The following is an 18,971-nucleotide window of genomic DNA, read 5'->3' as shown; positions in this document are numbered from 1 at the left end:
GACTCACGGCCGCGAACCCCTGCACGGATGCCGGATCCACCCGAGCCCTACGCCGATCCACCCGGCCCGCCATCCCGATCCGCCGATGCACCCGTCCGGTCCACCCGCCCCCGATCTGCACACCCCTCTGCGCAATGCAGGAACGCGCACGGCGTGTCGCACCGCCCATGCGGCGGAACCCCCCGCGACACGCGCGCGCTCCTGCATTGCGCAGGAGCATGGGACACGGCTGCGGAGCGTGAGCTGCGCTGCATGGATGCAGCGGGGTGCGGGCGCGGCGCGGCGCGGCCGCGGCGACGCCCGGGTGCGCTGCTCAGCGGGGTGCGGCCGAGGCTCAGCGGGCGGCGAGGCGGCGGGCGGCGATGCCCTCGGCGGCGGCGAGGGTGGTGACGCCCTGCTCGCGTGCGGCGCGGTAGACCTCGGCGAGTCGGTCGCCGATCGCCTGCACCTCTCGGCGCGCGCCCTCGGGGTCGTGCTGGCTGTGCGCGAGATGGATGACGCCGCCGGCGTTCACGAGGAAGTCGGGCGCCCACAGGATGCCGCGGTCGGCGAGCCGTTCTGCGATGCCCGGTTCGGCGAGCTGCGTGTTGGCGGCGCCGACGACGGCGCGCACCTTCAGCCGGTCGACGACGTCGGCGGTGAGCACGCCGCTCAGCCCGCAGGGCACGAACACATCCGCATCCACGTCGATCGCGTGGTCGGGGTCGGTCCAGTCGGCGCCGAGCTCGGCGGCGAGGGCGCGTTTGTCGACGACGTCGGCGACGGTGAGGCGAGCGCCCTCGCCGGCGAGCGCACGCGCGAGCCGGCCGCCGACCTGCCCGAGCCCCGAGACGACGAGGTGCCGGCCGGCGAGGGCGTCGTCGCCGAACGCTTCGCGCACGGTGGCGCGGACGGCGGCGAACACCCCGTCAGCGGTCGCGTCGGCGGGTTCGCCGGTGCCGCCCTCCTCGGGCGGCAACCCGCAGACATAGCGGGTGCGGCCGGCGACGATCGACATGAGCTCGGCGCTCGTGCCGACGTCTTCGGCGGTCATGTATACGCCGCCGAGGCTCTCGACGGCGTCGCCGAGGTCGCGCATGGCGTCGGCCTTCGTCGCCTCGTCGAGCACGGTGCCCTCGGGGATGCGGATGACGGCTTTGCCGCCGCCGTGGTCGAGGCCGGCGGCCGCGTTCTTCAGGGTCATCGCGCGCGAGAGGCCGAGTGCGTCGCCCAGGGCGTCGGTCCAGTGCGGGTAGTGCCAGAGCCGGGCGCCGCCGAGCGCCTGCCCGAGGCGGGTCGAGTGGACGGCGACGATGATCGTCAGCCCCGTCCTCGGCCCGGTGGTGATGAGGACGCGTTCGTGGTCGGGTGCGTCGCCGGCGGGTGCGTTCGCCGGGTGCGGGGCGGTGCGGGCGGGGGTCATCGTCATCGATCGTCTCCTGGGATCGCCGCCTCGTGAGCGGCTGCCTGCGGGCGCGGATGTGCGCCCACCCTCAGGCTATGACGATCGCCCGCCCTGCGGGCATGCCCCGACCGATCAGTGGAAGAAGTGCCGCTCGCCCGTCGTGTACATCGTGACGCCCGCCGCCTTCGCGGCCTCGACGACCTCGGCGTCGCGGATGGATCCGCCCGGCTGCACGACCGCGCGGATTCCGGCCTCGAAGAGGATCTCGGCACCGTCGGCGAAGGGGAAGAACGCGTCGGAGGCGGCGACGGATCCGGCCGCCCGGTCGCCGGCGCGGGAGACGGCGAGCCGGCACGAGTCGACCCGGTTGACCTGCCCCATGCCGACGCCGACGGCCGCGCCGCCTGCGGCGAGCAGGATCGCGTTGGACTTCACGGCGCGGATCGCCCGCCACGCGAACTCGAGGTCGCGTGCGGTGGCTTCATCGGCCGGTTCGCCGGCGACGAGGGTCCACTCGGCGAAGGGGGCGAAGTGCTGGTCGGCCTGCTGGGCGAGGGTGCCGCCGGAGACCTGCTTCAGCTCGACGGCGGTGCGGCGGAACCCGTTCGGCAGTTCGAGCAGCCGCAGGTTCTTCTTCTTGGCGAGCACCTCGAGGGCGGCCGGTTCGAAGCCGGGGGCGACGAGGACCTCGGTGAAGATGGGGGCGAGCTGCTCGGCGAGGGCGAGCGTGACGGGCCGGTTCGCGGCGACGACGCCGCCGTAGGCGGAGACCGGATCGGTTTCGTGGGCGCGCAGGTGGGCGTCGGCGATGGGGTCGGCGGCGTCGGCGCGGCCGACGGCGATGCCGCAGGGGTTCGCGTGCTTGATGATCGCCACGGCCGGTTCGTCGAAGTCGAAGGCGCTGCGCACGGCTGCGTCGGCATCGACGTAGTTGTTGAACGACATCTCCTTGCCGCCGAGCTGCCGGGCGCCGGCGATGCCGGGCGCGCCGCCCGCGGTCGTGTAGAGCGCGGCCGCCTGATGGCTGTTCTCGCCGTAGCGCAGGCTCGCCTCGCGGTGCCAGCTCGCGCCCATCCACGCGGGGAACGGGTCGCCGTCGGGTGCGACCTCGGAGCCGATCCAGGTGGCGACGGCCGTGTCGTATTCGGCGGTGTGGCGGAACGCGTCGCGGGCGAGCGCGGCGCGGACGGCGAGGGTCGTGCCCCCGGTGGATGCCACGAGGTCGATGATCTCGGGGTATCGCGCCGGGTCGACCACGATCGCGACGTTCTGGAAGTTCTTCGCCGAGGCGCGCACCATCGCCGGCCCCCCGATGTCGATCTGCTCGACGGCGTCGTCCTGCGAGGCCCCGGAGGCGACGGTGCGGGCGAACGGGTAGAGGTTCACGACGACGAGTTCGAAGGGGGCGATGCCGCGTTCGGCGAGTTCGGATTCGTGGTGGGCGAGGCGGAGGTCGGCGAGCAGCCCGCCGTGGATGGCCGGGTGCAGGGTCTTCACCCGTCCGTCGAGGAACTCGGGGAACCCGGTGACGTCGGCGGCGTCGGTGACGGCGAATCCGGCATCCCGGATCTTCTGCGCCGTCGACCCGGTCGAGACGATTTCGACCCCGGCTGCGGCCAGGGCTTCGGCGAGCTCGACGACGCCCGACTTGTCGCTCACCGAGATGAGCGCACGGCGCACGGTCACCTCGTCGCGGGGCCGGTAGAGGGACGGGTCGTGGCTGGGGCCGCTCATGCGTGGGAGTCCTCGAGGTTCAGTCGGCGGGTGGCGATGTCGCGAACGGCGTCGATGAGGAGGCGCCGTTCGACGGGTTTGATGCGGTCGTGCAGGCTCGTCTCGGTGTCGCCGGGCAGCACCGGTACGCGCTCCTGGGCGAGGATGGGGCCGCCGTCGACCGAGTCGTCGACGACGATGAGGCTGGCCCCGGTACGGTCGACGCCGGCGGCGAGCGCATCGCGCACGGCGTGGGCTCCGGGGAACTCGGGCAGGTAGGCGGGGTGCGTGTTCAGCAGCATCGGCGAGAACTCGGCGACGACCGCGGGCGGCACGAGCCGCATGAGCCCGCTCAGCACGACGAGGTCGGGGCCCCATCCGCGGATCTGCTCGATGAGCGCCTCGCCCCACGTCTCGCGATCGGGGTAGGCGGTGAACGGCACGGTGAAGCTCGGCACCCCGTACTCTTCGCCGAGCGCGAGCCCCTCGGCGTCGCGGTCGGCGCCGATCGCGACGACGCGCGCCGGGAAGTCCGGGTCGAGGGTGGCATCGAGCAGGGCTCGCAGGTTCGAGCCGGCGCCGGAGATGAGGACGACGAGATCGAGCACATCTCGAGCTTAGAGGGTGCAGCGCGTCGGCCCCTGCGTCCTTCGGCGCCCGTCGCGGCCCCGAGTGGATGCCGCGGCGCTCCGCGCCCGGCGGGCACCGCCCCGCGACGGCGCTCAGCGCAGGGTGATCGGCTCGGTCTGCGCGTCGCGCCCGGCGGCCTGGCCGGGCTCGCCGCCCGCCGCACGGGGCGCATCCGCCGCACTCGAAGCACCGCGCGCACCCGACGCATCCGCCGCGCCGCCGCGCCGCCAGCGTTCCCGGAACGGCACCGGATCCGTCGCGAACGCCCGGTGCGCCGCCCCGCAGCCGAGGATCGCCGGCACGCCGATCGCGAGCGCGGCGACCGCGCCGACCGCGAGCGCATCCGGCCCGACCGCGGCCAGCCGCCCCGGGCCGGCGGCCCCGCCGGACGCCGCCGCCAGGACCCCGAGCAGCAGGCCGCCGACGAGTCCCATGCCGAGGCCGGCGGCCACCGGCATCCACCACGGCTCGTCGTCGCGCACCGCGCGACGGAACACGAAGTACCCCGCGAGGAAACCGAGCACGATCGGCACCAGCAGTCCCAGGAATCCGAAGGCGAGCTCGCCGCGCGGCACCCCGCCGAGGATCGGCAGCCCCGGGATCGGGCCGAGCACCGTTCCGCCGGGCGAAACGGTCGTGCCCACCCCGATCGAGAAGCCCGGCCCGAGGAGCCATGACACTGCCCAGACGATGATGTTCGGCAGCACCGCGAGCTCGGCCAGGGTCAGCGCGATGCCGCCCATCACACCGGGCTGCAACGCCTGGTAGAGGCCGGCGATCGTCGCGTAGTCGGCGATGATGACGACGGCCACGGCCGCGGCGGCGACGCCGACGATCCCGAAGGCGGCTGCGACCCCGCCCGTGAACGCGGTGCGGATGCCGGTGACGGCCGTCGACGGCAGCCCGGCGAGCGGACCGGAGATCCACCCCCGGGGAGCATCGGGCGCGCGGCCGGCCTCGCGTTCGCCGCGCCCGGTCCACTCGTGCTCGCGCAGCCACTCGGCGCATGCCCCGATCGCGACGCCCGCCGCGATGACCAGGGCCGGCAGCAGCACGCCCTGCCACACGACCGGCCGGGCGATCGCCGAGCCGCTCGTGGCCGTCACGACGGAACCCGCGGCGGCGAAGACGACGACCGCGGCGGCGAGGCCGGCGAGCGGATGCCCGGCCGCGGCCGCCCGGGCGCCGATGCGGCGACCCGCCAGCAACGTGATCAGGGCGAAACCGAGCAGGGCGATGGTGATCGTGAACGGCTCGGCCGCGCCCGGCACGCCGAAGGAGGCCGCGAAGTCCGCGGCGAAGCGGATGCCGACGTCCACGCCGTGCCCGAGCAGCCACACGTTCCCGCTCGCCTCCCAGAACGCGCCGAAGGGCGCGGCCGTATGGAAGTCGAATGCCCAGAGCAGGGTGAGGGGCACGAATGCGAGCCCGATGCCGGCGGCAGCGGCGACGATCGCCTCGAGGGCGGAGAGCAGGACGGTCGGGGTGCGGTTCATTCCTCGTCGAGCGTACCGGGGCGCCGCCCGCCGGCGCCCCCGCCCCGCCGCGCCTGCGTATCGGGGGCCGTCCCGGCATCCACACCCGGGCACGCGAACGGCGCCGCACCCGGAGGATGCGGCGCCGTCATATGGGGCTCAGAGCCCGGCGATGATCTCGCGCATGAGGCGGGCGGTCTCGCTCGGGGTCTTGCCGACCTTGACGCCGGCGGCCTCGAGGGCCTCCTTCTTCGCCTGCGCCGTGCCGGCCGAACCCGACACGATCGCGCCGGCGTGACCCATGGTCTTGCCCTCGGGGGCGGTGAAGCCGGCGACGTAGCCGACGACCGGCTTGGTGACGTTGGCCTTGATGAAGTCGGCCGCACGCTCCTCCGCGTCGCCGCCGATCTCGCCGATCATGACGATCGCCTTGGTCTCGGGGTCGGCCTCGAACGCCGCGAGGGCGTCGATGTGCGTGGTGCCGATGACCGGGTCGCCGCCGATGCCGATCGCGGTCGAGAAGCCGAGGTCGCGCAGCTCGTACATCATCTGGTAGGTCAGCGTGCCCGACTTCGAGACGAGGCCGATGGAGCCCTTGCCCGTGATGTTCGCCGGGGTGATGCCGACGAGCGACTCGCCGGGGGTGATGATGCCGGGGCAGTTCGGGCCGATGATGCGGGTCTTCTCGCCCTTCGACACGTTGTACGCCCACGCCTCGGCCGAGTCCTGCACGGGAACGCCCTCGGTGATGACGACGAGCAGGCCGATGCCCGCGTCGACGGCTTCGATCATGGCGTCCTTCGTGAAGGCCGGCGGCACGAACGCGATCGACACGTCGGCGCCGGTCGCGGCCATCGCCTCGGCGACCGAGCCGAAGACGGGCAGCTCGATCGCGTTGCCGGCCTGGTCGGTGTGCAGCACCGTCGTGCCGGCCTTGCGCGCGTTGACGCCGCCGACGACCTGGGTGCCGGCCGCGAGCATCCGCGCCGTGTGCTTGGTGCCCTCGCCGCCGGTGATGCCCTGGACGATGACCTTCGAATCCTTGTTGAGGAAGATCGACATTGCTGTTTCCTATTCCGGGTCTGGTCGCTTACGCGGCGTTCGCGAGCTCGGCGGCCTTGTCGGCGCCGTCGTCCATGGTCGGCATCTGGGTGACGAGCGGGTGGTTCGCCTCGTCGAGGATACGGCGGCCCTCTTCGACGTTGTTGCCGTCGAGGCGCACGACGATCGGCTTGTTCGCGGTATCGCCGAGCTCGGCGAGCGCGCCCACGATGCCCTTGGCGACCTGGTCGCACGCGGTGATGCCGCCGAAGACGTTCACGAAGACCGACTTGACCTGCGGGTCGCCGAGGATGATGCCGAGGCCGTTGGCCATGACCTCGGCCGAGGCGCCGCCGCCGATGTCGAGGAAGTTGGCGGGCTTGACGCCGCCGTGGTTCTCGCCTGCGTAGGCGACGACGTCGAGCGTGGACATGACGAGCCCAGCGCCGTTGCCGATGATGCCGACCTCGCCGTCGAGCTTGACGTAGTTGAGGTCGAGGGCCTTGGCCTTCGCCTCGAGCGGGTCTGCGGCGTCCTTGTCTTCGAGCAGCTCGTGCTTCGGGTGGCGGAAGCCGGCGTTCTCGTCGAGCGAGACCTTGCCGTCGAGGGCGATGACGTCGCCCTCTTCGGTGAGGACGAGCGGGTTGACCTCGACGAGCGTGGCGTCTTCGCCGGTGTAGACGGCGTAGAGCTTCACGAAGACCTCGGCGACCTTGTCGACGAGTTCGGCGGGGAAGTTCGCGGCCGCGGCGATCTCGCGGGCCTTCTCGAGGGTGATGCCCTCGTTCGCGTTCACCTCGATGCGGGCGAGCGCCTCGGGCTTCTCGACGGCGAGCTGCTCGATCTCCATACCGCCCTCGACGCTGGTGAGCGAGAGGTAGGAGCGGTTGGCGCGGTCCAGCAGCACCGAGAAGTAGAACTCCTGGGCGATGCGGGCGCCGCCGGCGACCATGACGCGCTTGACGACGTGGCCCTTGATGTCGAGCCCGAGGATGGCCTTGGCGGCTTCCTCCGCCTCGTCGGCGTTCTTCGCGACCTTCACGCCGCCGGCCTTGCCGCGGCCCCCGGTCTTCACCTGGGCCTTGACGACGACCACGCCGCCGAGCTTCTCGGCGGCCGCGCGGACCTCCTCGGGGGTGTCGGCGACGATGCCCGGGAGCACCGGCACGCCGTACTCTTCGAACAGGTCTCTGGCCTGGTACTCGTAAAGATCCACGCTCTACTTCCAATCGATCCGCGCACACGGTTGCACAGGGGCTGGGTGGGTGACGGCCCGGGACACGCCGAATGTCTCGACGTCGAGAGAATTTGGGCCGTCTTCCATGCTACTCCCCGACTCTGCGGCCCCGAATCGGCGGGGTGGATGCCGTGGGGCACGGGGCGGGCGGGCCGCGGCATCCACTCGCGACCGGCCCTCGACCCTCGCCTCGGCGGCCGACGCATGCGAGACTGCCGGTATGGCCGCCGAACGCAGCGGGGTGGCCCGCGTCGGGGTGTCGGGGTGGGTGTACCCGGGCTGGCGCGGCGACTTCTACCCGAAGGGGCTGAAGCAGGCCGACGAACTCGCCTACATCTCCGAGCGGCTCACCTCGATCGAGATCAACGGTTCCTTCTACCGCACGCAGCGCCCCGAGAGCTGGGTCAAGTGGCGCGACACGGTGCCGGGCGACTTCGTCTTCTCGGTGAAGGGGCCGCGCTACCTCACGCATGTGCGCCGTCTCGAAGAGCCGGAGGGTCCCGTCGCGAACTTCTTCGCGAGCGGCGTGCTCACCCTCGGCGACGAGCTCGGCGCGGTGCTCTGGCAGCTGCCGCCGAGCTTCGATTTCGAACCGGTCGTGCTCGAACGCTTCCTCGCGGCGCTTCCGCACACCCGCGACGCCGCGTCGACGGCGGCGGCGGGGCACGACGAGTGGATGCAGGGGCGCACCGCCTTCGACATCGACGCCGACGGGCCGCTGCGCCACGCGGTCGAGGTGCGGCATCCCTCCTTCGAGACCGAGGAGTGGACGGAGCTGCTCGCCCGCCACGACGTCGCCGCGGTCGCCGCCGACACCGCCGGGAAGTGGCCGAAGATCGACGCCGTCACCGCCGATTTCGTCTACGCGCGGCTGCACGGCGACCAGAAGCTGTACGCCTCCGGGTACGACGAGGCGGGCCTCGATCGCTGGGAGGCCTGGGCCCGCGACCACCTGGAGGCCGGTCGCGACGCCTACGTGTACTTCGACAACGATGCGAAGGTGCGGGCGCCGTTCGACGCGATGGCGCTCATCGAGCGCCTCGCCTCCTGAGCGCGGCGCCTGGGGGTCTCGATACGCGCTTCGCGCTACTCGACCGACGAACGCGCCGGTCGAGTAGCGAGCGCAAGCGAGCGTATCGAGACCCTCCTTCGCCGGTCGAGTAGCGAGCGCAAGCGAGCGTATCGAGACCCTCCTTCGCCGGTCGAGTAGCGAGCGCAAGCGAGCGTATCGAGACCCTCCTTCGCCGGTCGAGTAGCGAGCGCAAGCGAGCGTATCGAGACCCGGGTTCCGAGGGTCTCGATACGCGCTTCGCGCTACTCGACCGACGAACGGCGCGCGGCGAGGGCGCGCGCGGCGAGGACGACGACGAGGCCGACGGCCGAGCCGATGACGGTCTCGAGCACCCGGTCGGCCAGCAGGAGGCCGAGCGGCTGCGGGTGGGCGATATGGGCGACGACGAGTGCGAGCGGGGTGATGCACAAGAGCGCCGCCCCGTAGTGGCGGCCGACGAGCACCTCGGCGCCGAACTGGCCGATGGCGATGACGACGACGAGCACCTGGATCGGCGGATCGGCCCAGAGCACGAGCCCGGTGATGACGACGCCGCCGAGGGTTCCGAGCACGCGGTGCACCGAGCGCGAGGTCGAATGCGCGGCCCCGGCCGGCGGCACGACGGCGACCAGGGTGACGACCGCCCAGTACGGGTGGCCGATGCCGAAGGCCAGTGCGATCGCGCCGGCCGCAGCGGCTCCGACGACGACCTCGACGATGTTCAGCCAGACGGCCGGGTCGCGCACGGCCTCAACGCGCACCGCCGGCTCCTTCGGCAGCGTCTTCAGCAGACGGGCGACACGCGCGCCGCCGAAGCGCCGCAGCATCCACCCCGAGAGGCTGAGGGCGAGCGCGAAGGCGGCGCTCACCGCCCCGACGAGGATGCGGAGGCCGACCTCCTCGGGCGGGGTCGGCGCCGAGGCGCACACGAGCAGCGCGAAGGTCGGGAAGATCGTCGTCGGCGGGCCGAGCCTGGCGACGTTCACCACGAGGATGCCGCCGACGAGCAGCAGCAGCAGCGCGAGGGCTTCGACGGCGAGCGATGCGCCGGTCGCGGCGATCGCCGTTCCGGCCGCGATCGCGGCGACGAGCATGACGGCGGCCGTCGAGACCGTGCGAGCGCGCACCCGATACCGCTCGCCGCGGCCGTAGATCGCCGCCATCCCGCCGAAGGCCGCATAGGGGGCGAGCTCGGGGCGGCCGATGGCGATGAGGATCGACAGGGGCACCGCTGCGGCGAGCGCCGCCCGGAACGCGACCTCGATCTCGAGCTGCCCGAGCGCCCCGAGCCTCGAGCCGGCGGCGCTCACAGCTTCTCGATGGGGGCGATCTTGATGAGGAGCTTCTTCGCCCCGGCCGAGTCGAACGCGACGTGCGCGACCCGTTTCGTGCCTTCGCCGGTGACCTGGGTGACCCGTCCCTCGCCGAAGTCGGTGTGGCGGATGCGGTCGCCGGGTTCGAGGCTGAGGTCGCCGTTGTCGCGGACGGTGCCGGTGACCTTGTTCGCCCATTCGGCCTTCGGCTTGGCCGACTTCGTGACGCTGAACCGGTCGAGGCCTTCCCGCTCCGCGCGCTGTCCGGATCCGCTGGAGCCCCAGCGCCCGCCGCGGCGGGCGTTCAGCGCCCGCGGCTGGGTGCCGCCGCGGGAGGTCGCCATGCCCGGTGACTGCTTCCAGTCGACGAGTTCGTCGGGGATCTCCTGCAGGTAGCGGCTCGGCATGGCCACGGCGACCTCGCCGAATTGGGCCCGGCTCATCGCGAGGGTGAGGTACAGGCGCTTGCGGGCGCGGGTGATGCCGACGTAGAAGAGGCGCCGCTCTTCGGCGGGGCCGCCGGGTTCGCTCGCCGACATCTGGTGCGGCAGCAGCCCCTCCTCGAGGCCGGTGAGGAAGACGGCCTGGTATTCGAGGCCTTTGGCGGTGTGCAGGGTCATGAGCGAGACTGTGCCGCTGGCGTCGTCGAGCTCGTCGGCCGCGGCGACGAGGGAGACCTGCGTGAGGAAGTCGACGAGGCCGGCGTCGGGGTTCTCGCGGTCGAAGTCCTTGGTCTGGGCGAGGAGTTCCTCGACGTTCTCGGCGCGCGCCTCGTCCTGCGGGTCGCGGCTGTTCCTGAGGGCGGCGACGAGCCCGCTGCCTTCGAGGAGGAAGGCGAGCACCTCGGAGACCTTCGCCCCGCGTGCGGTCGTCGGCCGCCCGGCCTCCGTGGCGGCATCCGCCGCGGCCGCCTCTTCGACGGTCGGCGGCACGAGCATCGCCGCCGCTTCGTCGAGCACGGTCGCCAGGGCCGTGATCGCCGTCGTCACCTTCGGCCCGAGGCCGAGGCCGGATGCCGCGCGCATCGCGGCCCGGAAGGTGATGCCGTTCTGCTCGGCGAAGCTCGCCAGCGCCGTCTCGGTCGCCGGCCCGATGCCGCGTTTGGGCGTGTTCAGGATGCGGCGGAGCGCGAGTTCGTCGGCGGGGTTCGCGACGGCGATGAGGTAGGCCATCGCGTCTTTGATCTCGGCGCGTTCGTAGAATTTGGTGCCGCCGACGACGCGGTACGGCACCGCGGAGCGCACGAAGATCTCCTCGAGCGCACGGGTCTGCGCGTTCGTGCGGTAGAAGACGGCCATGTCGCGGTAGGCCATGCCGTCGCGGTGCAGGGCGTCGATCTCGTCGGCGACGAACTGCGCCTCGTCATGGGCGGTGTACCCGGTGTAGCCGACGATTTTCTCGCCGTCGCCGTCGGCCGTCCAGAGCCGCTTCTCCTTGCGGTCGAAGTTGTGCGAGATGACCGCGTTGGCGGCCGAGAGGATGTTCTGGGTGGAGCGGTAGTTCTGCTCGAGCAGCACGACCTTCGCGCCGGGGAAGTCGCGTTCGAACTCGACGATGTTGCGGATGTCGGCGCCGCGGAAGGCGTAGATCGACTGGTCGGAGTCGCCGACGACGGTCAGGGACGCACCGGGGATCGCGCCGTCGTCGTCTCGCAGCGAACCGACGTGGAGTCCGTGCGCCTCCATCTCGTCGGCGAGCTCGGCCGAGACGGGCTTCGTGAGCTCGCGGATGAGGGAGTACTGGGCGTGGTTCGTGTCCTGGTACTCGTCGACGAGGATGTGCCGGAAGCGGCGCTGGTAGAGCGCGGCGACCTTCGGGAAGGCGCGGAAGAGGTAGACGGTTTCGGCGATGAGGTCGTCGAAGTCGAGCGCGCTGGCCTCCCGCAACCGCCTCGTGTACTGCCGGAAGATCTCGAGGAAGGCGACCTCTTGCGGGTCGTTCAGGTTCGCGCTGCGCGCGTAGGAGTCGGCGTCGGCGAGCTCGTTCTTGAGCTTCGAGATCTTCGCGGCGGCCCCGGCGGGCGTGAAGCCCATGGTGTCGGCGTCGAGCTCCTTGATGATGCGTTTCAGGATGACCCGCTGGTCGGCGGAGTCGTAGATCGTGAAACTGCCCGAGAGCCCGATGGTCTCGGCCTCGCGCCGCAGGATGCGCACGCACGCCGAGTGGAACGTCGAGATCCACATGCCCTCGGCGCCCTGCCCGAGCAGGGCCTCGACGCGTTCGCGCATCTCGGCGGCGGCCTTGTTCGTGAACGTGATCGCGAGGATCTGGCTCGGCCAGGCCTCGCGGTGCTCGATGAGGCTCGCGATGCGGTGGGTGAGCACGCGCGTCTTGCCCGAGCCGGCCCCGGCGACGATGAGGAGGGCGGGGCCCCGGTATTCGACCGCTTCGCGCTGCTGCGGGTTCAGGCCGTCGGTGAGCCGGTCCGACGTCTCGGGCGCGGCCTCGCGCCAGCCGGCCGGTTCGTCGGGGTCGAGGATGATCGTCATATCGCCCTCAAGTCTACGGAGCGCCTCCGACATCCGACTCCGCAGGCTCCGCCCCGGCGTCCGCCCGCCGCACCTCCTCGATCGCGTCGACCGCGAGATCCGGGTGATCGGCGAAGACGCCGTCGACGCCCGTGCGGATGATGCGGGCGAACTCGTCCGGCCAGCGCCCCCACGCCTCGCGCGGGCCGCGGCGGTACCGCTTGGCGAGGAAGGCGTTCTCGGGCCTGAGCGTCCAGGTGTAGACGAGGAGGCCGGCCTCGTGCGCCTGCCGGATGAGCGCCGCCCCGGTGAGGGGTGTGCGGGCATCGGGTGCGGATGCCCGGGGGCGCCCTGCGGCATCCGCCGCGGCACCGGCATCCACTCGCGCACCGGCATCCGCCCGCCCGTCCGCGGGCCCCGCGAGCAGCCGCGAGAGCGAGACGCTCACCCCGTCGAAGCGGCCCGCGAGGCCGGCCAGGCCCGCCGCCGTCATGAAGGAGTCGTAGGCCGGGGCCCGGGAACCGGCGCTCCGCACCAGGTCGGCCGGCGCGCCCGCGCGCTCGACGAGCAGCACGCGCGGCCCGGCGATGCCGGCCTCCCCCAGCCGGTCGAGGATGCCGGGCTCGAAGGCCTCCATGACGATGCGGCCGTCGCCCGTGCCCCAGCCGGCCGCGTCGAGCTCGGTGCGGAAGAGTTCGTCGAGCGGCAGCCCCTGCTCGGCGAAGTGGCTCGCGTGCTTGAACTCGGCGACCATCGCCGGGGTGCGGACGCCCGGGGTGCGGACGTCCGGGGCACGGATGCCCGGGGTGCGGATGCCGCCGCCCGCCGGGCACGCCTGGCGCCCATCGGCGGCGCGATCCAGCAGCCCGAGCAGATCCCGGAGCCGGAGGATCGGGTACCGCCCGTCGAAGCTCGCGCTCGCCCGGCGGATCGCCGGCAGCCGCTCGCGGGCCCGGAGCGTGGCGAGCTCGGCCCAGGTGAAGTCCTCGGTGAACCATCCGGTGATGCGCCGCCCGTCGATCTCACGGCTCGTGCGGCGGCTCGCGAACTCGGGGCGGGCGGCGACGTCGGTGGTGCCGGAGATCTCGTTCTCGTGGCGGAGCACGAGCACCCCGTCACGGCTGGCGACGAGGTCGGGCTCGACGGCGTCCGCGCCGAGGGCGAGGGCGAGTTCGTAGGAGCTCCGCGTGTGCTCGGGCCGGTAGCCGGGCGCCCCGCGGTGGCCGATCACGAGCGGCCGCAGCCCGTTCGCGGCTCCGGCGCCCGGTGCGCGCATGTCCCCGCCCATCCTCCGAGGCTACGCGTCCGGCGTCCGTCAGGGGTTCGCCCGCTCCCGCGTTCTCGGCGTGTTCTCGGCGTTTTCCGGTAGTTTGGGAGGCCACAGCGAGCGGATCTCCCGATTTGTTCCCCAGCACCCGACGACTCAGCCGAAAGCACGAGGAACCATGGCCATCGACAATCCTGCATTCTCACGCAACGACGCGTTCTCCAAGCAGCGCGTCGCCACCGTCTCCGCCACCGACCTGCAGGAGATGTACGACCGCCCGTCGGCGCCCGAGCCCGTGCGCGAGGTCATGACCGTCGAGGGCACGATCCAGAAGTCGGTCATCTCCTTCGGCGTCATGCTCGTCGCCGCCGCGATCGGCTGGTTCACCGCCGACATGTACCTGTGGGTGCTCGGCGGCATCGCCGGCTTCGTGCTCGCCCTCGTCAACAGCTTCAAGAAGGAGCCGTCGCCGGCCCTCATCCTCGCGTACGCGGGCACGCAGGGCCTCTTCGTCGGAGGCATCTCGGCCCTGTTCGGTGCCGTGGCCGACGGCGCCGTCTCGCAGGCGGTCATCGCGACGCTCGTCGTCTTCGGCGTGACGCTCGCGCTCTTCGCCTCCGGCAAGATCCGCGCCTCGAAGAAGGCGACGAAGATCTTCCTCATCGCGATGGTCGGCTACGCCGTGTTCTCGCTCGTGAACATCGTCCTGATGTGGACCGGCGTCTCGACCGACCCGTGGGGCCTGCGCGGCGGCGACTTCTTCGGCATCCCGATCGCGCTGCTGCTCGGTGTGCTCGTCGTCATCATGGCGGCGTACTCGCTCGTGCTCGACTTCGACTTCATCAAGCAGGGCGTCGACAACAAGGCGCCGGCGAAGTACCAGTGGACGGGCGCCTTCGGCATCATGGTCACCGTCGTGTGGCTCTACGTCGAACTGCTGCGCATGTTCGCGATCCTGCAGTCCAACGACTGACCTCGCCCAGCACGGAACGGCCGCCTCTCGGGGCGGCCGTTCGCGTTCCCGGGTGTGGATGCCGCGGCGCGCTCAGGCGTCGGCGGGCCTCCGCCCGCCGGTCGCGGCGGCCTTCGCGAGCAGCACGGCGCGTTCGCGCGCGTTCCGGGCCAGGCCCGCGGCCCGCTCGAACTCGGCGTGGGCCTCCTCGTCGCGCCCGAGCCGGGCGAGGAGCTCGCCGCGCACGCTCGGCAGCAGATGCGTGACCGCGAGCCGTTTCTCGCCGGCGAGGCCGTCGACGATCGCGAGCCCGGCCGCCGGCCCCTCGGCCATCGACACCGCCACGGCCCGGTTCAGCTCGATCACGGGCGAGGGCGCGAGCGCCGCGAGCCCGTCGTAGGCGGCGACGATCCGCGCCCAGTCCGTCGCCTCCACCGAGGTGGCCAGGTCGTGCTGTTCGGCGATCGCCGCCTGCAGCGCGTAGGGGCCGAGCCCGCGATCCCCGGCGATCTCCTGCGCCCGCGCGAGCGAGGCCCGGCCGCGCCGGATCGCGGCGCGATCCCACCGCCGCCGATCCTGCTCGGCGAGGAGGACCGGCTCCCCGTCGGCGCCGAGCCGCGCGGGGAACCGGGCCGCGGTGAGCTCCATGAGCGCGAGCAGGGCGTGCACCTCGGGTTCGCGGGGTGCGAGGCCGACGAGCACGCGCGCGAGCCGGACCGCCTCGAAACTCAGCTCGGGCCGCATCCAGTCGTCGCCGGCCGTCGCCGTGTGCCCCTCCGTGAACACGAGGTACAGCACGCCGAGCACCCCGCCGAGCCGCTCGTCGAACTCCTCCCGCGGCGGCACCTCGAACGGCACGCCCGCCAGTTGCTTCTTCGCCCGCACGATCCGCTGCTGCACGGTCGCGACCGGCTGGAGGAACATGCGCGCGATCTCCTCGCTCGTCAGGCCGCCGACGACCCGGAGGGTGAGCGCGACGCGCGCCTCGCGGGCGAGCACCGGGTGGCAGGCGATGAAGACGAGCCGCAGCATGTCGTCGTGGATCTCGTCCGGGTCGGACGGATCGGCGTCGACGGCGAGCCGCTGCTCCTCCTCGAGGTCATGGGCGATGACGGCGACACGGGCGTCTTGGCGTTCGCGGCGGCGCCACTGGTCGATCGCGCGACGCTTGGCGACGGCGGTGAGCCAGGCGCCCGGATGCCGCGGCACGCCCTCGGCCGGCCATTGCTCGAGGGCGGCGGCGAGCGCATCCTGCGCGAGATCCTCGGCGAACGCGAAGTCCCCGGTCATCCGGGTGAGCCCGGCGACGATGCGAGCGGACTCGATGCGCCACACCGCCGCAACCGAGCGCCGCACCGCCGCCGCGTCGGGCACGCTCAGTCGTCTCCGGCGGCGCGCGCGGCCTGCTCCTCGCGCCAGCCCTCTTCCTTCTTGATCCACTCGTTGTCCTGCGGGAAGTCCTCGGGGCCGTTCACCCGCCGCACCTCGAGGAACGCGCCCGGCCCGAGCGGCGCCCGCTTGGCCCACTCGGCCGCTTCCTCGCGCGTCGAGGCCTCGATGATCCAGAACCCGTTGAAGAGCTCGCGCGTCTCGCCGAAGGGGCCGTCGGTGACGAGCGGCTCCTCCCCCGAGAAGTCGACGACGAAGCCCTCGCTCGCGTCGCTCAGCCCCTCGCCGGCGAGCAGCACGCCCGCGTTCATCATCGCCTCGTTGTAGCGGCCCATCGCCTCGATGACCTGCTCGAACGGAATCTGCTCGTAGTTGGCAGCGCCGGTGTCGTCGGCGCGCATGATGAGCATGTACTTCGACATGATCGTCTCCCTGTCCACGGGTCGTCTCTCGACCCTCTCACTCCATGCGTCGAACGGGAAGAGCCGGAATCGACATGCGCCGCGAAAAACCTCTGCCATCCACCCTCCTGCGCCCTCGCGCTCCTCTGCGCCCTCGCCCTCCTCTGCGCATCACTCCGCGCAATCCTCTGCGCATTCCTCCGCGCATTCCTCTGCGCAATGCAGGAGTGCAACCGTGTCGCGACCCGTTCTGCCGCGTGGGCGCTGCGACACGCCGAGCGCGTTCCTGCATTGCGCAGAGACCGAGCGGACCGTCGAACCTGCAGGGTGCGGATGCCCGGGGCCTTGCGCTACCCAGGTGTGGACACGAGGCGGACCGGTCGGGTGCGGATGCCCGAGCGCGGTCGGAGTGAACCGGGTGCGGATGCCCGGGGCCCCGTGAACGCGGAACGGCCGCCCGAAGGCGGCCGCTCGCTCATTCCCACTCGATCGTGCCCGGGGGCTTCGAGGTGACGTCGAGGACGACGCGGTTGACCTCGCTGACCTCGTTCGTGATGCGGTTGGAGATCTTCGCGAGGACGTCGTAGGGCAGGCGGGTCCAGTCGGCCGTCATCGCATCCTCGGAGGAGACCGGGCGCAGCACGATGGGGTGCCCGTAGGTGCGGCCGTCGCCCTGCACGCCCACGGAGCGCACATCGGCGAGGAGGACGACCGGGCACTGCCAGATCTCACCGTCGAGGCCCGCGGCCGTCAGCTCGGCGCGCGCGATCGCATCCGCCGCCCGCAGGATCTCGAGGCGCTCGCGCGTGACCTCGCCGACGATGCGGATGCCGAGGCCCGGCCCGGGGAACGGCTGGCGCGACACGATCGCCTCGGGCAGGCCGAGCTCGCGGCCGATGGCGCGCACCTCGTCCTTGAAGAGGGTCCGCAGCGGTTCGACGAGTTCGAACTGGAGGTCTTCGGGCAGGCCGCCCACATTGTGGTGCGACTTGATGTTCGCGGTGCCGGTGCCGCCGCCGGATTCGACGACGTCCGGGTAGAGGGTGCCCTGCACGAGGAAGCGGATCGGCTCCCCCGCCTCGCGCGCCTCCGCGATGAGATCGGCCTGCGCCCGCTCGAAGGCGCGGATGAACTCGCGGCCGATGATCTTGCGCTTCTGCTCGGGGTCGCTGACGCCGTCGAGCGCGGCGAGGAAGGTGTCGGCGGCGTCGACTGTGATGAGCCGGACGCCCGTCGCGGCGACGTAGTCCTCCTCGACCTGCTGGCGCTCGCCGGCGCGGAGCAGGCCGTGGTCGACGAAGACGGCGGTGAGCTGGTCGCCGACCGCACGCTGGACGAGGGCCGTCGAGACGGCCGAGTCCACACCGCCGGAGAGGGCCGAGATGACGCGGGCGGATCCGATCTGCTCGCGGATGCGCTCGACCTGCTCGGCGATGACGTTGCCGGAGTTCCAGTCGGCGGGGATGCCGGCGGCGCGGTGCAAGAAGTTCTCGATGACGGCCTGCCCGTGCTGGGAGTGCTTGACCTCGGGGTGCCACTGCACGCCGTAGAACTTCTTCTCGTCGTTCGCGAACGCCGCCACCGGCGTCGACTCGGTCGAGGCGAGCACGTCGAAACCCTCGGGGGCGCGTGCGACCGAGTCGCCGTGGCTCATCCACACGGTCTGCGCGTCGGGCTGGCCGCCGAGCAGCGAACCGCCGGCATCCGTCAGCCGGGCATCCGTCGCCCCGTACTCGCGCAGGCCGGTGTGCGCGACCTCGCCGCCGAGCTGGCGGGCCATGACCTGGAAGCCGTAGCAGATGCCGAGCGTCGGCACGCCGAGTTCGAGGATGCCCTCGTCGAGCGAGGGCGCGCCGGCCTCGTAGACCGAGCTCGGCCCGCCCGAGAGGACGATGCCGACGGGGTTCTTCGCGGCGACCTCTTCGGCGGTGATCGTGTGCGGCACGATCTCGGAGTACACCGACGCCTCGCGCACCCGGCGCGCGATGAGCTGCGCGTACTGGGCGCCGAAGTCGACGACGAGCACGGGGCGCTGGGCGGTGCCGTTCGCGGCGGGCTCGCCCGGCTGCTGCAGCACGGCCGGCTGCTCGTCGGCGTCGGTGGTCACGGGCGCCTCGGGCGCGGTGTCGTCGTGGTGCCCGGTGGGCTCCGTCACGGTGTCTCCCGTCTCGTCGGTCATGCGGCGGCGTCCTGCGCCGCCTGGCCGGGGGTGGATGCCGCCTCGCGCTCGTCGAGGTAGGCGCGGACCTCGCGGGCGATGCGCCCCTCGAGGAAGAAGGAGAGGAACGGCACGACGCCGCCGAGCGCGATGACGATGAACCGCGTGAACGGCCAGCGCATGAGGCTCCAGAGCCGGAAGTCGGCGAAGAGGTAGACGACGTAGAACCAGCCGTGGGCGATGAGGATGCCGGTGGAGAGGTTCACGCCGGTGCCGGTCGATTCGAGGCCCTGGGCCGTTTCGAGGACCTGGGCGAAGGCGAGGAAGCCGGCGTCGCCGAACGCGAAGAGCTCCAGGTGGAACGCGTATTTCAGGATCATCTCGGCGCACAGCAGCAGGAGCATGACACCCGTGATGACCGACGCGACCTGGTAGAACTTCACGGCGCCGCGGATCCGCGGCAGATCGGCGGGTTTCGGCTCGAGGGGCATG

General features: G+C 72.2%; 15 protein-coding genes. 2 read left to right on the top strand and 13 right to left on the bottom strand.

Annotated features, from left to right (window positions below):
- Window positions 1-334: 334 nt before the first annotated feature.
- From G127AT_RS11430 to sucC, 6 genes are all read right to left on the bottom strand, one after another.
- Entirely contained in the window at window positions 335-1,402 is a 1,068-nt protein-coding gene (locus tag G127AT_RS11430; RefSeq protein ID WP_210902090.1) for a Glu/Leu/Phe/Val dehydrogenase family protein, read from the bottom strand.
- A gap of 114 nt (window positions 1,403-1,516) precedes the next feature.
- The gene (purH, locus tag G127AT_RS11425; protein WP_210896984.1) at window positions 1,517-3,118 is read right to left on the bottom strand and encodes a bifunctional phosphoribosylaminoimidazolecarboxamide formyltransferase/IMP cyclohydrolase; all 1,602 of its coding nucleotides are present in this window, start codon (window positions 3,116-3,118) and stop codon (window positions 1,517-1,519) included.
- Window positions 3,115-3,705, bottom strand: coding sequence for a phosphoribosylglycinamide formyltransferase (gene purN, locus G127AT_RS11420; protein ID WP_210896982.1), 591 nt, complete (start codon window positions 3,703-3,705; stop codon window positions 3,115-3,117). The genes purH and purN overlap by 4 nt, the downstream gene beginning before the upstream one ends.
- A gap of 114 nt (window positions 3,706-3,819) precedes the next feature.
- Window positions 3,820-5,223, bottom strand: coding sequence for a cell division protein PerM (locus G127AT_RS11415; protein WP_210896980.1), 1,404 nt, complete (start codon window positions 5,221-5,223; stop codon window positions 3,820-3,822).
- Window positions 5,224-5,361: 138 nt separating this feature from the next.
- Window positions 5,362-6,264, bottom strand: coding sequence for a succinate--CoA ligase subunit alpha (sucD, locus tag G127AT_RS11410; RefSeq protein ID WP_210896978.1), 903 nt, complete (start codon window positions 6,262-6,264; stop codon window positions 5,362-5,364).
- A gap of 28 nt (window positions 6,265-6,292) precedes the next feature.
- Window positions 6,293-7,459: an ADP-forming succinate--CoA ligase subunit beta gene (sucC, locus tag G127AT_RS11405; protein ID WP_210896976.1), complete on the bottom strand. Its 1,167-nt coding sequence runs from the start codon at window positions 7,457-7,459 to the stop codon at window positions 6,293-6,295.
- Window positions 7,460-7,700: 241 nt separating this feature from the next.
- Between sucC and G127AT_RS11400 the strand changes: the two genes are divergently transcribed.
- Window positions 7,701-8,531 (top strand): DUF72 domain-containing protein, encoded by an 831-nt coding sequence (locus tag G127AT_RS11400; RefSeq protein WP_210896974.1) that lies wholly within the window; start codon window positions 7,701-7,703, stop codon window positions 8,529-8,531.
- A gap of 263 nt (window positions 8,532-8,794) precedes the next feature.
- On the opposite strand, the gene G127AT_RS11395 is transcribed toward G127AT_RS11400, so the two are convergent.
- Genes G127AT_RS11395 through G127AT_RS11385 form a run of 3 tightly spaced genes read right to left on the bottom strand, consistent with a single transcriptional unit; the run spans window position 8,795 to window position 13,600 of the window.
- Entirely contained in the window at window positions 8,795-9,841 is a 1,047-nt protein-coding gene (locus tag G127AT_RS11395; RefSeq protein WP_210896972.1) for an FUSC family protein, read from the bottom strand.
- Window positions 9,838-12,333 carry an ATP-dependent helicase gene (locus tag G127AT_RS11390; protein WP_210896970.1) on the bottom strand — a complete coding sequence of 832 codons (2,496 nt, stop codon included), beginning with the start codon at window positions 12,331-12,333 and terminating at the stop codon, window positions 9,838-9,840. The genes G127AT_RS11395 and G127AT_RS11390 overlap by 4 nt, the downstream gene beginning before the upstream one ends.
- A gap of 13 nt (window positions 12,334-12,346) precedes the next feature.
- Complete coding sequence (locus G127AT_RS11385; RefSeq protein WP_210896968.1) at window positions 12,347-13,600, bottom strand: glycerophosphodiester phosphodiesterase family protein; 1,254 nt, start codon at window positions 13,598-13,600, stop codon at window positions 12,347-12,349.
- A gap of 157 nt (window positions 13,601-13,757) precedes the next feature.
- Here G127AT_RS11385 and G127AT_RS11380 point away from each other — a divergent pair, with 157 nt between their 5' ends.
- On the top strand, window positions 13,758-14,552 hold the full coding sequence (locus G127AT_RS11380; RefSeq protein WP_210896967.1) for a Bax inhibitor-1/YccA family protein: 795 nt from the start codon (window positions 13,758-13,760) through the stop codon (window positions 14,550-14,552).
- Window positions 14,553-14,624: 72 nt separating this feature from the next.
- Here the strand turns inward: G127AT_RS11380 and G127AT_RS11375 are convergent, their stop codons facing one another.
- From G127AT_RS11375 to G127AT_RS11360, 4 genes are all read right to left on the bottom strand, one after another.
- Complete coding sequence (locus G127AT_RS11375) at window positions 14,625-15,905, bottom strand: RNA polymerase sigma factor (RefSeq protein WP_244857549.1); 1,281 nt, start codon at window positions 15,903-15,905, stop codon at window positions 14,625-14,627.
- A 2-nt stretch (window positions 15,906-15,907) separates the two neighbouring features.
- On the bottom strand, window positions 15,908-16,342 hold the full coding sequence (locus G127AT_RS11370) for a YciI family protein (protein WP_210896965.1): 435 nt from the start codon (window positions 16,340-16,342) through the stop codon (window positions 15,908-15,910).
- A gap of 454 nt (window positions 16,343-16,796) precedes the next feature.
- The gene (guaA, locus tag G127AT_RS11365; protein WP_210896963.1) at window positions 16,797-18,500 is read right to left on the bottom strand and encodes a glutamine-hydrolyzing GMP synthase; all 1,704 of its coding nucleotides are present in this window, start codon (window positions 18,498-18,500) and stop codon (window positions 16,797-16,799) included.
- Window positions 18,497-18,970, bottom strand: coding sequence for a DUF3817 domain-containing protein (locus tag G127AT_RS11360; protein ID WP_210896961.1), 474 nt, complete (start codon window positions 18,968-18,970; stop codon window positions 18,497-18,499). The genes guaA and G127AT_RS11360 overlap by 4 nt, the downstream gene beginning before the upstream one ends.
- Between the last annotated feature and the right edge of the window lies 1 nt (window position 18,971).

Source organism: Agromyces archimandritae (assembly GCF_018024495.1).
Taxonomy (GTDB): domain Bacteria; phylum Actinomycetota; class Actinomycetes; order Actinomycetales; family Microbacteriaceae; genus Agromyces; species Agromyces archimandritae.
The sequence above is the reverse complement of the archived record's forward strand: the minus strand, read 5'-3'. Positions and strand labels throughout refer to the sequence as shown.